This window comes from Ichthyobacterium seriolicida, from assembly GCF_002369955.1.
Lineage (GTDB): Bacteria > Bacteroidota > Bacteroidia > Flavobacteriales > Ichthyobacteriaceae > Ichthyobacterium > Ichthyobacterium seriolicida.
Genome location: NZ_AP014564.1, coordinates 1,315,433 through 1,332,297, shown reverse-complemented (window position 1 = coordinate 1,332,297; position 16,865 = coordinate 1,315,433). Strand labels below are relative to the sequence as shown.

The window sequence follows — 16,865 nt, the reverse complement described above, 5'->3', positions numbered from 1 at the left end:
GATGTACGATAATTGTCCTTCTTGTAATTTAAAATACCTAATAGAGGTGGGTTTTTATTGGGGAGCCATGTATGTGAGCTACGCCATCTCTGTAGCTATAAGCATATTTTTATTTTTACTAAATATTATGTTCATAAACATATCTATCACTAATTACCTAAAGTTAAACTTTGCAGCACTATTATTGCTGTCACCAATTATATTTAGAATCTCCAGAGCTATATGGATAGCTATCTTCGTAAAGTATAACCCATGTGATAATGAAAAGTAAAAAGTTAATTAACATCCCTAATATTCTTTCCCTGGGAAATTTATTTTGTGGCTGCATTGCTATTGTATACGTGATAAATGGCAATTTTATACATTCCATAACTTTTGTATGTATAGGATTAATATTTGATTTCTTAGATGGATTTGCAGCTAGAATTTTGTCAGTTCAAGGGGAATTAGGAAAACAACTCGACTCACTGGCCGATGTAGTTACTTTCGGCGTAGCCCCTGGAATTCATATGATCAAATTAATAGAATGGAGCACTCTAAATAATGTCGATAAGACAATTTCCGAAATAATAACTTCAGATTTTGAACTAGGCTATTTACCACTGTGCGGATTATTAATACCCTTATTCTCAGCCCTTCGCTTAGCGAAGTTCAATATAGATGAAAGACAGACTACAAACTTTATCGGTCTACCAACTCCTGCCTGCACCGTATTGATCATTTCAATGCCCGTCATACTGATATATGAACCCGACAGCGTTTTATGCAATATAATTCTGAATCAATATTTTCTGTTGACACTTATAGTATTTATATCTTATCTGATGATATCAGAGATTAGATTTTTCAGCTTAAAAATTGAAAAAAGAGGCTTAAAAAACAACGCTAACAAAATCCGCCTGTTATTCTTATTGGTTAGTATAATTCTATTTCTTGCAGTACATGTTGTATCTATACCCTTAACAATGACCCTTTACATAGGAACTTCCATCCTATTGCAAATTTTAGACGTAGATATATAAAGAGGCTAAACCTACCTCTTTATACCTTAGGATAATTCAGGTTCTGTTACTTGGGTTACCCAATTGAAAATGTCTTCGCCCTCCCCATTTTGGATACTTAGAAGTTCCTTTTTAAGGATCTCTGCATAGCTATCGCTATCCTTGATCTCAGGCAATTTATACTCTACACCTCTATGAGATATCACAGATATTCTACTAACAGTAGCTGCTGTTCCAGATCCAAAAGCCTCTATAAGAGTATTTTCTTTAAAGGCATTTATCAACTCTGTGACTGTCAATATCCTTACCTCTACATCTATACCTTTATGTTTAGCTAAATCTATTAAGCTTTTTCTAGTGATTCCATCTAATATTCTATCACTGCTAGGAGGCGTTATCAACTTATCATTTATTCTAAAAAATAAATTCATAGTTCCAGCTTCTTCTATATTCTCATGTGTAGAATCATCAGTCCAAATAATTTGATCACATCCTTGTTTAGCAGCTTGATTTACAGGATAAAAAGATGCTGCATAATTTCCTGCCGCTTTAGCATATCCCACACCTCCATTTGCAGCCCTACTGTATTTCTCAGCTATCTGAACCTTTAGTGGATTGGAATAATACTTTTTAACAGGAGAACATATAATCATAAACCTATATGAATTAGACGGACGAGCAGCTATTATTTTCTCAGTAGAAATCATAAAAGGCCTGATGTATAAAGAGCCTCCTAAACTAGTGGGAATCCAATCCTTATCTAACCACAATAAGTTGACTAGCGCTTGGTGAAACTCCTCTTTTGGAAATGCTGGCATCATTAGACGCTCTGCAGAGATATTTATTCTATTGTAATTTTCATACGGTCTAAAAAGAAATACTTTGCCCTTATCGTTTTTATAAGCTTTCATACCCTCAAACACTGCCTGAGCATAATGAAACACATGAGATGCTGGAGATAACTCTATATTTTTAAAAGGTTCTATTTTGCCATGTGTCCATTTACCATCTATAAAATCACACATGTACATGTGATCTGTAAAAACACTCCCAAACAAACTGTCTTCAACATTTGTTTGAGATAATCTAGATTTTAAACACTTTTCTATTTTCATTAACTTTTTTTTAAAAAAATAAATACCATGCCAAACACAGTCTTACCTAGAATAACTAGGCTTTTAATTTGCGGCTAAAATTATCTAATAATTTTTTAACAACTTCATTTATTTCTTTAAAATCTGAAGGCTTATCACTTAGATATAAAAACATTATGAAATAATTGAATTCTAAATTTTGAATATTCACCTTATTCAACCTATAAGACTCTCTTAATAATCTTTTTATTTGGTTTCTATCTACGGCTTTTCTAATATTTTTCTTGGGAACAGAAAACATCAACTTATTGACTCTATCATCAAGCCGATCATTCTTGACATAGAACATCTTTATGGGATACGTAAATAGAGCTTTTCTGTTGATGAATATCTCTTTTATATCATTCTTGTTTTTCAGTCTTTCTGATTTAGAGAATCCAAATGTTTTCCCTCGCATTACTATGGTAAATAATTAGATGCCCAACTGTCTTTTGCACATATTTGCCAATTTGTATAGAGTTCTTTTTTTGTAGAAATGGAATTATTAAATATAATTTGTTGCGGATTTATATTCACTTTTATATCCTCTATTTTACATGTTTTAATTGTGTTATTCCTATCTATATATGCTATATTTTCCCTATTTAGGAGAGACAGTCCAAAGGACAATTCTAGTTTTTTTATAAACCTAAATAACTCATCTGCAGCACAGCCAGTGACTCTCTGTTTGCTCTCATCTGCAGCTACTATTATAAACCTATTTTTTAGTATTATGTATCTGGAAAAGATCTCTTTGTTATGAGCCTTCCACAAAAGTAGAAACCCATCTATCTCTTGTCTAATAAGAGGTCCTTTATTTGAATCTATATCTTCTAAAGATTGAAATATCCATAATTTAGACTCTTGAGAAATACTATCAAAATCTACCGACATAATTATTGAAATTCATGTTGCGTTTTTCATTTAAAAAAAAACCTAACTTTGAAATACTTTTATTTTTACTTTTTTCTCTACTAGTTCGGTGAATTTTCCCTCATAACGAGTGGCCTTGACCAAGTGATTATCTATCCAATGATAATTACCGCCTCTAGGCTTGTTCATCAGCAGGCCATGATATTTGAATCCATTATCATCTAACCACTTCTCCGTGACTTGTCTGTGTCTTTCTAACCTAGAAGTAAAAAAAGTTATGATATGTCCTGCATCGTACCATTTGTTCAAGATTTCTCTAGCATCTGGATATACTTTAGCACTAGACATCCTCTCTTCTTCTTCATTTGGGATATCATCACATATGGTTCCGTCTATATCTATCAGATAGTTTTTAATATCTTCTGGGAACACTGGACTTATATTCACACCATCATAACTTGCATTCATTAACATGTTATCAATTTGATCTTCTTTTTTTTTCATGACTATTTCTATTTGATAGATTTTTAAAAAATTATTTTATTTCTATTTCAAAAGGAAGTTGGGCCTTTATATCAATTTTATTATCCTTCATTTTTTTTTCAATATCTAAATATTGTTTTAACTCTGGACTTAAAACATTGAATTTAGCCATAGTTTTTACGCTATGTAAAAAACTAGAAAAGAAATCTTTTGGATCTACTTTAGGATAATTAACCAAACTGTAATTATCTAAGTTTGAGGCCGTGGCAATCATTTTCACTGCGTCATCTAAATTTCCAAGGGCGTCTACTAATTTTTTTTCCAGAGCATCTTTACCTACCCATATTCTGCCTTGAGCTATTTCATCTACAGCCTTCTTATTTATGCCTCTACCTTTTGAGACCCTATCGATAAAGGTGTCGTATATATTGTCTAACTGTTGTTCTATCTCTTTTTTATGATTTTTTGTAGCTCCTCTCGATATATTGAAGACAAAAGAGTTTTTATTTGTAACCACACTATCAGTCGTTATTCCAACTAAACCAAAAAAATTCTCTGCATTAGGTATGACAGCAAAAACGCCTATAGATCCTGTTATAGTAGACGATGAAGCTATTATTTTATCCGCAGCTGTAGAGATGTAATACCCTCCTGAAGCTGCGAAATCACCCATAGATACATATAAAGGTTTTTTCCTTTTTAGCAACATCAACTCTCTCCATATCAACTCTGAGGCTAATGGACTACCGCCTGTAGAATTAACTCTCAAAACAACAGCTTTTATATTGTCATCATCAGCAATATCTCTAATAGCTTTTATAAATGATAAATGACCTATTTCGTATTTTTCACTTCCTTCTTTGAAATGTATATTTCCCTGTGCATAGAGTATAGCTATTTTATCTTTTTTTACGGAATAATAATCTCTGTTGACGTATACATAATCTTCCAATGAAACCTTTTTGACCTCAACAGAGGTTCCTACCTCATTTTTTATTTTATCGATAAATTCATCTTCATAAGCTATTTGATCTATGAACATCTCAGCTTCTGCCTCACTTGGAAATTTAACTTTTACCTCTTCTGCAATATCGTCTAATTTGTCCACACTTATATTCCTACTCTCAGACACTTCAACTAAAACATCTTTCCATAATAAGTCTAACATCCTCTGTATTTGTAATTTATTTTCCTCACTTAGTTTTTCATTTAAAAAAGGTTCAGCTGCTCCTTTAAATTTCCCTTGACGGAATACATTCATATGGATCCCAATGTTATTCTGTAACCTCTTAAAAAATAATATATGTGTGTATAATCCTCTCCAATCCAACATACCCAGTGGATTTAAAAACACTTTATCCGAAACAGAGGACAAATAATATCCCTTATTTGTATACTGTTCTGAATATGAAAAAATAAACTTACCGCCTTGTTTAAATTCCTTTAGCTTATCCCTTATGGACTTCAATTGAGTAAATCCAGCCTTAGGGTTTCCAGATCTGAGTTCTATTCCAACTATATGGGAATCTGTTTTAGCTTTTTCTATACTGCTTACTATGTCATCTAGACCTATAACCTTCCTATCACTATCTGAAATCATCTCTGATATTAGATAATCAACTGCGTTTTTTTGTACATTATCTACAACAACTTTATTATCTAGAGATATTTTCAGAACAGTATTCTCACTTATAGTTGTTATACGATCGCTAGTAATAGAAGAAGAATAAACGGCCAGAACGATAATACCAATTATAATAGGTGCGATTAAAAACACTATACTAGTCCCTATTATAGAAGATAATATTTGAAGTAAAAATTTTTTCATAATTATGAGGTAATATTTATATTGAGGTGATATTTATATTTAGGATTAAAAGTATAACCTGCGACAGGGTGATGCAGTCGCGAATTTATATAAAAATAAAAATAGAATTAGATTATTTTCAGGAGTATTTTAATATGATTTGAGGTAAACGAAAAAAAATCTGTGATAGTATATTATTTTTCACGTAGTAATATTATCTTTGTCGAGATTTTTTCTAATGCCCAGATGGCGGAATTGGTAGACGCGCTGGTCTCAAACACCAGTGGAGAAATCCATGCCGGTTCGATCCCGGCTCTGGGTACTTTACTTTACGCATTAGTTTGTTTAAAACAATACTTATTTGAGTATTGTTCTTGTTTGAAAAATCACCATAATGGAGTTGTTCTATTTATAAGTGATGACAAATATTTTTTTCAAAGTGATTTTAACTTTGACGTGTGGCCTCTTGGGCATCTTTTCAATATACCTTCAAAAAAGAATCGATAATTATCAATAAATGACCAACATAAGGAATTTCTGTATCATAGCGCATATAGATCACGGCAAAAGCACTTTAGCCGATAGGTTATTAGAGTTCACTTCTACTGTATCGAGTAGAGATAGAAAAGATCAATTATTGGATAATATGGACTTGGAAAGAGAAAGAGGCATCACCATAAAAAGTCATGCCATACAGATGGACCACACTTATGAAGGTAAAAATTACATATTAAATTTAATAGATACCCCAGGTCATGTAGATTTTTCTTACGAAGTTTCTAGATCTATAATTGCTTGTGAGGGGGTCTTGTTAGTTGTAGATGCCACTCAGAGCATACAGGCTCAGACTATTTCTAATTTATATCTGGCCTTAGATAATAATCTAGAGATCATACCTGTACTCAATAAAATAGACCTACCAAGCGCAAATATAGAAGAGGTAAAAGACGATATAATCGATTTAATAGGTTGTGACAAAGATGATATAATATCTGTCAGTGCAAAAGACGGCATAGGCATAGATAGAGTGTTAAAAGAGGTAATAGAAAAAATCCCAGCACCTGTAGGCGACCCCAAAGGCAAACTTCAAGCCTTAATTTTTGATTCAGTTTATAATTCTTTTAGGGGTATAGAAGTATACTTTAGGGTTATGAATGGTTTCATAAAAAAGGGAGATAAGATAAAATTCATGGCTACTGGAAAAGTATATGGAGCTGATGAAGTTGGAACTTTAAAATTACATCAAGTTCCAAAAGATGAAATAAAAACGGGTGATGTAGGTTATCTAATATCTGGAATAAAAGACGCTCGAGAGATAAAAGTTGGAGATACCATAACTCTAGAATCAAATCCTTCGGATGAGCCCATAGAGGGCTTTGAAAATGTAAAACCGATGGTTTTTGCAGGAATCTACCCAGTAGACACAGATGATTATGAAGATTTGAAAGCTTCTATGTTTAAGCTGCAGTTAAACGATGCTTCTCTTAGTTTCTCTCCAGAATCCTCTGCAGCATTGGGCTTTGGATTTAGATGTGGATTTTTAGGCATGTTACACTTAGAAATTATTCAAGAACGTTTGAGTAGAGAGTATAATATGACTGTAATAACTACAGTTCCCAATGTATCTTATAGGTCTTATGATAAAAAGACAGGTGATATTTTAATAATAAATAACCCTTCGGATTTACCCGATGTAACTAAGATAGATAGGATAGAAGAACCTTATATAAGTGCTTCTATAATAACTCAATCCGAGTATATAGGATCTATAATAAATTTATGTATATCCAAGCGGGGAGAGTTGAAAAATCAAGTGTATTTGACTAAAAACAGAGTAGAATTGAATTTAGATATGCCATTGGCAGAAATCGTATTTGATTTTTATGATAAGTTAAAAACAGTATCTAAGGGATATGCTTCTTTTGATTATTCTCCTACAGGGTTTAGAGAGTCTAACCTGATAAAATTAAATATTCTTATAAATGGTGATAATGTTGATGCTTTATCTGCATTAATACATAGAGATAATGCTTATAACATAGGAAAGAAGATGTGTAATAAGTTGAGAGAATTAATCCCTCGTCAGCAATTTGACATTGCAATACAAGCCAGTATAGGAGCTAAAATCATAGCTAGAGAAACAGTTAAGGCTTTGCGTAAAGATGTAACGGCTAAATGTTATGGAGGAGATATTACCAGAAAGAGAAAGCTACTAGAAAAACAAAAGAAAGGAAAGAAAAGGATGAGGCAGGTGGGTAATGTAGAAATTCCACAACAAGCGTTTTTGGCAGTATTGAAGTTAGATAGTTGAAAGATAGAGTTCAGACACTATCCCATAAAGTGTATAAATAAGGATTCTGGTCGTTATTTTTCTATCGAAAAATCCACCACCCAAGTTATTTCTTTTTCTAAACGGTTTCTTTAGGAAAATGTGAATTTATAAACATTAACCCGGATTATTCATGGTTTTATTTCAATATTTGATATGAGGTGTTAATTTTAAAGGGTTTTAACGAAATCTAGACCACTTTAGATATTCCCCAAAAATGAGGAATAAAAATACATTGTTTATAAACAGAGTTAGATGGATAATTCCTTAGAAATACTGAATAAGACAATACTTTTAATCTGAAAAATTCATATGACTATGAATAATCCAGGTTAAAATAGGAGTGCAAAATCACCCCTATTTGCAATAATTAAAGCTGTTTTAGCTGCCTTTTGAATGAAAGGCTCCACTTAGGAATTTAAATCGTTTTAGCTCTCTTTAAGTAAGGCTTCTCTGCCAAACAAAATAAAAATTAAAAATGAAGAAAATTAAAAGGTAGCTTTGCACTCTTTAAGAAACAGTGTCTAAAAAGCTCTATCCCAATTGGAAAAAGAACTAAATACAAACTTGAAAAATTGATGGTATGATGTCAGATAAATACATTAAAGGCGTTATCAAAAAGCGAAAAGCCGCAAGTATTTTAATCTTGGATATACGATTAACCCAAGTGAAAAGTATAATCCGCGACTGGGCAGACACAATGCTTTCCAGTATTACTTTATCGGGTTCAACTGCGAAAGGCACGGCAATTCACGGAAGGGCTGATTGTGACTTGTTTATCTCGTTGAAATCAGATACTTCTGAAACGCTGAAGAAGATTTATGACTCCTTATATAATATATTTAAACAGAATGGTTACTTCACAAGAAGACAGAACGTTTCTATTGGTATTCAAGATAATGGTTTGCATATAGATTTAGTTCCAGCCAAGAATTGTGTTGGCAACACAAACTATCATACCTTATACGTTCGTAAAAAAGACTCTTGGACAAAGACAAATGTTAAAAATCACATTAACCTGGTTACTGGTTCTGGCAGGGTGGAAGAAATTTTAGCAACTAAGATTTGGAGAGAGTGTCACGAGTTGGATTTCCCCTCTTTATATATAGAGCTATTGGTTTTAAGAGCATTGAAAAATAAAAAGAAGGGAGATTTGGCAAACAATTTCTTGGCAGTACTTGAATTTATTAGAGATTCAATTGAAACGGCAGCCTTTACAGACCCATCAAACACAGCAAATTCAATTTCAAGCATGCTTACGAAAGCAGAAAAAACTACTCTTAAGAATGCGGCTACTAACAGCTTGTCAAAACAATATTGGTCAAATATAATTTGGTAAAGATGAGCACACAAAAGAACTTGAAAGATATATTCCACAATCTGCAAAAACAAATGCTTACAAGGTTGAACACAGATAAGGACGTTTTGGACCATGCACCTACTAAAGGGGCAGCTGCTGAGGTTAATTGGATAGACTGGCTTAAATTATATCTTCCGAGCAGATACGAAGTCGACCAAGCATTCATTATTGACCACGAAGGGAATGTAAGCGAACAAATTGATTTAGTTATATATGACCAACAATATTCACCTTTTGTATTCAATCAAGATACAGCCATTTTTATACCCGCAGAAAGTGTTTATGCAGTATTTGAAATCAAGCCAGAATTGGACAAAGGTAATTTTGAATACGCCCAACAGAAGATAAATTCAGTGCGTTCACTCAAAAGAACTTCTGTTCCTATAGTACAAGCTGGCGGAGATATCCCAAATCCGAAACCACCAAATTACATCATTGGCGGGGTGCTGACATCGTCTTCTGGGTGGAAACCACCATTTGGAGATTCTTTAAAAAGTTTGATTAGTGGTTCAACTGATGACAACCGAATTGATATAGGATGTTGTTTAAAGCACGGTGGATTTGAAGTGATGTATGAAGATGGTAAGGCCCCTTCGGTGCTACATAGCACTGATGAAGAGTCTCTGATATATTTCTTTCTAAGACTGCTGGACCGTTTACAAAGAATAGGAACGGTTAGAGCACTCGATATTAATGAATATGCAAAAGCACTTGACAGTATTTAATTATGGTAATTACATTTTATTATAAGTCCGATAAGTATGAGACTAATATCAAGTATCAGAGAAATGCTTGGTTGACTGTTTCCTTAGCAATAATAGGAATTGGAAGTTCAATCTTAGCTCCCAATATTTATGAGTTTGTTATAGGGAACCTTCTCGATTATAATGATATGTAGTACTCGCCATTGTATGGTTTCATTTGTATTTTTCTTGGTATATCTGTTTTGGCTATTTATCAAACAGTCGTGCGGAAACGAAACGAAAAACTACAGCTGCGAAATAAGAATTCAATTCATGACACTTGCAATAGGTGAATCCATCAACAAAGAAATCAAGGAAAGAGAGTTGCTGGATGTTTTATCAAATCTAAAAGACGACCATTCTATTTGGAGAGACCAAACCAATTACTTAATTAACCCGTATTATTCATAGTCATATTAAAATAGATTAGACGTGATATTTTTCCCTTAACTTTTTTGTCAATAGAAAATAATCCTTCTTCTTTGTCGTTTTTTTGTACCATTTTTTAGCACGATAATGATCTTTTTTAGTGTTTTTACATGGTTTTTTAACGACAGGACGTAACTATCCCAAGGTTGTTCATTTCACAAATAAACAACCGCTACTGGGTAATAATTTCCCGAACCCCTTGTAAACAAAAGATTTAGATAACTGGTAATAGATTCGCCTTTTGGTAATTTTAATCGTTGCTCCTACCTTCAAAAGGTATGTTCTAATTGAACTGATTAACCATTTTTTTGCTACTTCAAATCTTGTTTTCTTTATCTTCTGTTTCAGTAATAAAAACATTTCATAGGAAGACTACTTATCCTGGATTATTCATGGTTTGTATTTCAATTTGAATATAAAGTGTTATTTTTAAAGGGTTTCAGCCAAATCTAGACCACTTTAGATATTCCCCAAAAATGAGGAATAAAAATATACCATTTATAACTCTGAGTTCATCAATGACTGCTTATAAATACTGGATAAAGCGATAGATTCTATCCGAAAAATTCATACGACTATGAATAATCCAGGTTAAAGAAGAGTATGGTATTATTTTACCATTAAAGGTATGATCAGTAGAGTGTGCAATACTGCCACTTTGTTTATCAATTATAAATGATGAAATCTTAACTTCAGTTGATTTTTCCCTTTCTACTTTGTTACTGTCACAGTATATTCTTTGGTGAAATTAGGAACTGACGTATCATCAGATGTTATAGTAAAAGTAACAGCAGAAGCAAAACTTTGAGCAGAACCAGTAATATTTACAGCATTCGCTACTGTGATTGTAGGAGTTAACTCTGCTGTATTTAAATCGACCGCACTAGGAACAACTAATTTTATAGTACTTTGAGCATGATCAATTACCCCAGTTACATCGGCAGTTATACCTGTATTAGTAGAACTTCCGCCAGAAGAAATAGCGGCAGCAAATTTAAAGGTTTCAATATAAGGCCCTTTAACTGCTTTCACTGTATAAGTTCTCTTAGAGCCTGTATCAGTTTTTGTAAGAGTAAATGTTTGACCATGAATACTTTGTCCAGTTAATGGAGAAGCAGGGGTTAAAGTATACCCCCCCCCAGGTTCACTAGTATAACTTAATCCCGTTAAATCAAAAGCATGTTCATTATTCTTTGGAAATTTCAACTTTATTATCCCAGTATTATCACTACTGGGATGCGTAAATTCAGCACTTACCTCATTTTGAATACCCTTATTAGTATCAGCCCCTATTGTAAATACTGTCAATTGCGGCACTGCTTCTTTAGTTACAGTAACTGTATATACCTTAGTAAAATCTGTAGCTGAAGTATCATTAGATGTTACAGTATAAGTAATAGCAGAAGCAAAACTTTGAGCAGAACCAGTAATATTTACAGCATTCGCTACTGTGATTGTAGGAGTTAGATTTTGATCTAAATCGACCGTGCTAGGCACAACTAACTTTATAGTACCAGCAGAGTGGTCAATTATTCCTGTTACGTCATTAACAGTTATACCATTTGCGGTATTGTCACTGGAAGTAAATTTAAAGGTTTCAATATATGGCCCTTTAACTGCTTTGACTGTATAAGTTCTCTTAGAGCCTGTATCAGTTTTTGTAAGAGTAAATGTTTTATTGCTTATATCTTCAGATATTACTGAACCACTAGTCGGACTTAGACTATGCCCCTCAGGAATAATAACAGTAGGAGCCAATCCAGCTAGATTAATATCATTAGTGCCTTCTTTAGGAAACTTTAACAGAATAGTACCAGTACCATCATTCAAATTAGAGACAGTTGTAACCACATTACTAGAAATACCCTTTGAAGTATTAGGAGATATTGTAAAAGATGTCAAAACTGGAGTATCTTCCTTAATTAATCTCACCTGATAAATCTTTTTTGCTCCATCTTGAGCTGTTACAATATACCTTACTGATTCACCACTAGTAAAATCTAAAGGATATTGATCTGCTGGATTAACTAAAACACCAACAGTAGCATCTATACTAGGTTTAAGACCTGTTAACACAGTGCTGCTTGGAAGTGTAAAAGATATAGTGAGGTTATTAGAATCTATTACTCCATGTACATCTGTTATAAGTCCCTTATCACCATTTATATCCTTTACCAATTTAAAGGAATGGATATGAAAATTGGTAGACAAAGACTTGGTAATATTTACTGTATAATTCTCAAAACTACCATCTTCTGCTGTTACTTTAAATATCTTTTGATAAATATTAGGACCTAATATAAATTCAAAGTCTACTTCCTCACCACTCGAAGGAGAGATACTAGCTTTGTCTGAAATATCTATTTTAGGTTTCAATCCTTTTAGTATAGCATTATGAGCAACAGTTATGGATATTCTATAATTAATTGAATCTATAGTGATCTTTAAATTCTCACCAACATATTTACCTTCATTATCAGAGTCTAAAAACTTGAATGATTTAATGAATTTCTCTGAGCTCTTAAGGTCTACTTCCCTTTTCTCGTTCTTACATGAAGAAAAAAACACTAATAAAAACACAAAAGAGAACAATGCTCTTAAAGAATATTTTGCTTTCATTATAACTGTATTTTAATGTTTAACTTTTCTAAAAACTCAAGCTCTATTTTGTAAGTAAAATTTTAAAAAAAACAAAACGTGATTTGCACCACAATAATTCCAAAAAAAAAATGCTAGTAAAGAATAAAAATTCAACCAGTTCTGTTTTTTTTATCTAAAAAGACAGAAAACAACATAAGATCCTAAAGTTAATATTTATTTTAATAATAAACTAGTTTAATCGACTAAGCTGTTTTTGGAAAAAATAAGTTTAATAGCTGCTACTCGGTCAATATTGTATAGTCTACATAGAGAAATTTGAAATTACAAACAACTGAAAAATATATATTTTTGCGCCCCTGTGATATCTGTTTTTCCTCTGCTGACCTAAGAACTATCTTATACAAATAGACAGATAAAAAGAGAGCAACAGAGATAAAAAATCCTTTTAAAAAAATTAGCTAAATCTAAGATTTTCAAGATTTAGATATTACAGATTTTCATAACAAATCATAAACAAGTAAAGCAAAATACTGTGGAGAAAACAAACAATAGTGTAGATCCTAATGGATATGAGTATCAAACTGTTATCAATGACCCTACTCGATTGAGATTGTATACTTTGAAAAATGGCTTAAAGGTATACATGAGTAAAAATCTAGACGAACCTAAAATACAGACCTATATAGCTGTAAAGGCTGGATCTAGTTACGATCCTAAAGACAATACGGGATTAGCTCATTATTTGGAACATATGCTCTTTAAAGGAACCTCTAAAATAGGAACCTTAGATTGGGAAAAAGAAAAGGTATTATTGAAACGTATATCTGATCTTTACGAAAAACATAAGGCAGAGAGTGATCCAAAAAAGAAATCCAAGATATATGAAGAGATAGATAGAGTATCTTTAGAAGCTTCTAATTACAGCATAGCGAGTGAATACGATAAACTCATATCTCATATGGGTGCCACAGGCACAAATGCACATACTTGGGTAGATGAAACCATATACTACAACAAGATTCCTTCCAACGAACTAAACAATTGGCTTTATTTAGAAAGCGAGCGTTTTGGTCAACTAGTATTGAGGTTGTTTCACACAGAGTTAGAAACCGTTTACGAAGAGTTTAACAGAGCCCAAGATATGGATGAAAGAAAAGTTATAGATGCTCTATACAGCGGATTATTTCCCACTCATCCCTACGGCCAACAGACCACTCTTGGAAAGGCAGAGCATCTCAGAAATCCTTCTATGATAGCCATACACGAGTACTTTAATAAATATTACGTGCCCAATAATATGGCTCTAATATTAGTTGGAGACTTAGATTTTGACAAGACCATAGCGGAGGTGGATGCCACTTTCGGACAATTTAAAAGAGGTGAAGCCTTAAGTCTAGAATTACCAAAGGAAAAAGCTATTACTGCTCCCCTTATAAAAGAGGTCTTTGGTCCTAGTGCCCAAGAGGTTCATATAGCTTTCCGTTGTCAAGGCGCAAAGTCTGAAGAAGAAAAATTTGTAACCCTGGCCAATATGATTCTATACAATGAAAAAGCTGGGCTAATAGATATTAATCTGATTCAAAAACAACTGATTCAAAAAGCCATGAGTAGTTATATATCCTATAACGATTATGGCGATCACTCCTTATTTGCCGTGCCTAAAGAAGGGCAAACACTACAACAGGCAAAAGATCTGTTATTAGAACAAATTGAAAAACTAAAGAGAGGAGAATTCGAAGAGTGGATGATAGAAGCCGTGGTAAATGATCTAAAAGTTTCTCAAATGAAGAAATACCAAGACAATACATCTTTGGCTAAGGCATACTATAAAGCCTTTATTCACAATAGAGAATGGATCGATAAGCTCAACTTTTTAGATGAGTTAAAAAAAATAACCAAAGAGGAGTTAGTAGATTTCGCAAATAAGTTCTACAGAGATAATTACGTATGTGTCTTTAAGAGAAAAGGCGAGGATAAATCTATTTTAAAGGTTAAAAACCCAAATGTTAGTCCTATAAATCTAAACAGGGATAACAATTCTGATTTCGCTATAGATTTTTATACTAGAAAATCTACAGAGCTAAAACCAAAATTCATCGACTATTCTTTGGCCATACAGAAAAAATATACCAAAAGCGCAATAGAGGTGTCTTATATAGATAATAAGATCAACGACCTATTTGAGCTAGATATCATTTTTGATATGGGAAAAAACAACAATAGAAAATTACCTCTGGCCATCAGATATACAAAGTATTTAGGAACGGATAAATATTCTCCCGAAGACTTAAAAAAAGAGTTCTATAAAATAGGTATTAAATACAGTACTATATCTTCAAAAGATAGATCGGGATTGAGATTGACAGGATTACAGGAAAATCTTCATAAAGGATTAGAGTTGTTAGAACACTTCTGTAACAATTTAGTGCCTAATCAAGAGCATTACGACAATTACGTATTGAAGATAGATAAGAATAGAAAAGATTCTGTAGACAGTAAAGAGGATATTATAGAAGGCTTAATAGAATATTCTACTTATGGAGAAAATTCTAGTTTGAGGGATATTTTCAGTATGGATGAGTTAAAGAGTATTTCTCCTGGTGAATTAGTAGATTTATTCAAAGGCATGATGTCTTATAAGCACAGAATCTTCTACTATGGAAAAGATGTAGACAGCACTTTGTCAGTTCTAGATAAATATCATATTGTATCGCATGCAAATAAGCTGAAAGATTATCCTAAGGCAAAGGAATATTTAGAGTTAGAGACAGGCAACAATGTGTATTTCGCTCAATACGATATGGTGCAATGCATGATATTATTTTTGGCTAAAGGGGAAAAGTTTAGCATAGATAATATGATTGTTTCAAAATTGTTCAACAGTTATTTCGGGATGGGCTTGTCTTCTATTGTGTTCCAAGAGATAAGGGAAGCTAGATCATTGGCTTACTCAGCTTATTTTGCATATTCAAATCCTTCGCATGAGCAAAAGTCTAACTATTTGGTTTCTTTCGTGGGCACTCAGACGGATAAGATGACTCAGGCCATAGAGGCAATGACCGATTTGATACGCAATATGCCCGAATCTGAAAAGAGCTTCAATACGGCAAAAGAGTCTGTCTTGAAGGACGTAGCATCCAAACGCATAACTAAATCAAATATATTTTGGGAATACGAGAGGCTCAATAAACTAGGCATTAGCTCAGACCTCACAGAGCAGATCTATGATAGAATAAAAGACATGACTATTGAAGATTTGAGGAATTTCTTTGAAGTTCAAATTAAAAGTGGTTCATACGACATTATGGTAATAGGAAACAAAAGCGATATAAACATGAGTTATCTAAATAACTTGGGTAATCTAAAAGAGATTGATATACATGATTTGTTCAATTATGAGAAGGCCTAAAGTAGATTGAGATAGTGTCTTAAAAAGCGTAACCAATAGAAAATAGGCTCATCACCCCCCCACCATATTGATAAATATTATTTTTACTAAATCCAACCCCATATCTAATTCCTAATGCTATATCGATATAGATACTAGTGCCCGTTATAATATCTTGATATCCAACTAGTAAGTCTGAGTTTAATAAATCTCTCTTCTCCTTGTTATCTTCCTTATCTTCCTTATAACTCTTCCCATACCCTAAAGAAGGAAACAAGTAAAAACCTATAGGAGCACCACTTGAAAAATAATATCTAAAACCGCCATTTGCTCCCCAATAGGAATAGAAATAATCATAAAGTCTAGGCATCCTAATATCAGCTAGTATTTCAATATTTAAAGATAATTTATCATTTATAACCCTTTCATATCCAGAGGTTATATTTAGAGTATTCTCATCAAAAAATAAAGAGTTCATTATAGAAAATAATATACCACCTGCATTAACTTTAATTATGTTTTTAGCTTTTATTTCCACATTATCACTAGGATTATTTTGGGCATTTATAAATGAATTGAAAATAAATAAGACTGTGAGTAACAAAAATATTTTTCTCATAATATGTTTTTTAAAAAAGACTTTGAATGAAAACTTACCTTATAATCGAGTTGTGAGATTAATAACATATTCTGTTTACGATAAATAACTGAAAATTTA

Annotated in this window: 14 protein-coding genes and 1 tRNA gene; 7 read left to right on the top strand and 8 right to left on the bottom strand. The window is 32.7% G+C overall.

The features are described 5' to 3' along the window. Position 1: 1 nt before the first annotated feature. Together JBKA6_RS05195 and JBKA6_RS05190 are read left to right on the top strand one after the other, a co-directional pair. Positions 2-271 carry a DUF983 domain-containing protein gene (locus tag JBKA6_RS05195; RefSeq protein WP_157776957.1) on the top strand — a complete coding sequence of 90 codons (270 nt, stop codon included), beginning with the start codon at positions 2-4 and terminating at the stop codon, positions 269-271. Beyond that, positions 261-1,022 carry a CDP-alcohol phosphatidyltransferase family protein gene (locus JBKA6_RS05190; protein ID WP_096686532.1) on the top strand — a complete coding sequence of 254 codons (762 nt, stop codon included), beginning with the start codon at positions 261-263 and terminating at the stop codon, positions 1,020-1,022. Before JBKA6_RS05195 ends, JBKA6_RS05190 begins: the two co-directional genes overlap by 11 nt. Positions 1,023-1,048: 26 nt before the next feature. On the opposite strand, the gene JBKA6_RS05185 is transcribed toward JBKA6_RS05190, so the two are convergent. The 5 genes from JBKA6_RS05185 to sppA all read right to left on the bottom strand — a co-directional run bounded on the left by JBKA6_RS05185 (position 1,049) and on the right by sppA (position 5,318). Beyond that, complete coding sequence (locus tag JBKA6_RS05185; protein ID WP_096686530.1) at positions 1,049-2,116, bottom strand: branched-chain amino acid aminotransferase; 1,068 nt, start codon at positions 2,114-2,116, stop codon at positions 1,049-1,051. Between the two features lie 55 nt (positions 2,117-2,171). Beyond that, a complete protein-coding gene (rnpA, locus tag JBKA6_RS05180) occupies positions 2,172-2,552 on the bottom strand; it encodes a ribonuclease P protein component (RefSeq protein WP_096686528.1) in 381 nt (126 codons plus the stop codon). A gap of 2 nt (positions 2,553-2,554) precedes the next feature. Next, positions 2,555-3,028 (bottom strand): hypothetical protein, encoded by a 474-nt coding sequence (locus tag JBKA6_RS05175; protein ID WP_096686526.1) that lies wholly within the window; start codon positions 3,026-3,028, stop codon positions 2,555-2,557. 42 nt (positions 3,029-3,070) lie between these two features. Further along, complete coding sequence (locus JBKA6_RS05170) at positions 3,071-3,481, bottom strand: LNS2 domain-containing protein (protein WP_449404346.1); 411 nt, start codon at positions 3,479-3,481, stop codon at positions 3,071-3,073. 61 nt (positions 3,482-3,542) lie between these two features. Beyond that, complete coding sequence (gene sppA, locus JBKA6_RS05165; protein WP_096686522.1) at positions 3,543-5,318, bottom strand: signal peptide peptidase SppA; 1,776 nt, start codon at positions 5,316-5,318, stop codon at positions 3,543-3,545. A gap of 219 nt (positions 5,319-5,537) precedes the next feature. On the opposite strand from sppA, the gene JBKA6_RS05160 reads away from it, so the two are divergent. The 4 genes from JBKA6_RS05160 (at position 5,538) to JBKA6_RS05145 (ending at position 9,711) form a co-directional block, all read left to right on the top strand. Continuing rightward, a tRNA-Leu gene (locus JBKA6_RS05160) sits at positions 5,538-5,619 on the top strand. A gap of 195 nt (positions 5,620-5,814) precedes the next feature. Further along, the gene (gene lepA / locus JBKA6_RS05155) at positions 5,815-7,608 is read left to right on the top strand and encodes a translation elongation factor 4 (RefSeq protein WP_096686520.1); all 1,794 of its coding nucleotides are present in this window, start codon (positions 5,815-5,817) and stop codon (positions 7,606-7,608) included. Positions 7,609-8,212: 604 nt separating this feature from the next. Continuing rightward, positions 8,213-8,965: a nucleotidyltransferase domain-containing protein gene (locus tag JBKA6_RS05150; protein ID WP_172843109.1), complete on the top strand. Its 753-nt coding sequence runs from the start codon at positions 8,213-8,215 to the stop codon at positions 8,963-8,965. 2 nt (positions 8,966-8,967) lie between these two features. Continuing rightward, the gene (locus JBKA6_RS05145; protein ID WP_157776956.1) at positions 8,968-9,711 is read left to right on the top strand and encodes a DUF6602 domain-containing protein; all 744 of its coding nucleotides are present in this window, start codon (positions 8,968-8,970) and stop codon (positions 9,709-9,711) included. 597 nt (positions 9,712-10,308) lie between these two features. Here JBKA6_RS05145 and JBKA6_RS07560 read toward each other — a convergent pair. Together JBKA6_RS07560 and JBKA6_RS05140 are read right to left on the bottom strand one after the other, a co-directional pair. Next, entirely contained in the window at positions 10,309-10,518 is a 210-nt protein-coding gene (locus tag JBKA6_RS07560; RefSeq protein WP_157776955.1) for a hypothetical protein, read from the bottom strand. Positions 10,519-10,869: 351 nt separating this feature from the next. Next, positions 10,870-12,777, bottom strand: a complete 1,908-nt coding sequence (locus JBKA6_RS05140) for a hypothetical protein (protein WP_096686514.1) — start codon at positions 12,775-12,777, stop codon at positions 10,870-10,872. Between the two features lie 514 nt (positions 12,778-13,291). Between JBKA6_RS05140 and JBKA6_RS05135 the strand changes: the two genes are divergently transcribed. Next, complete coding sequence (locus JBKA6_RS05135) at positions 13,292-16,168, top strand: M16 family metallopeptidase (protein WP_231952040.1); 2,877 nt, start codon at positions 13,292-13,294, stop codon at positions 16,166-16,168. 19 nt (positions 16,169-16,187) lie between these two features. Here the strand turns inward: JBKA6_RS05135 and JBKA6_RS05130 are convergent, their stop codons facing one another. Continuing rightward, positions 16,188-16,766 carry a hypothetical protein gene (locus tag JBKA6_RS05130; RefSeq protein ID WP_096686512.1) on the bottom strand — a complete coding sequence of 193 codons (579 nt, stop codon included), beginning with the start codon at positions 16,764-16,766 and terminating at the stop codon, positions 16,188-16,190. Positions 16,767-16,865 lie beyond the last annotated feature (99 nt).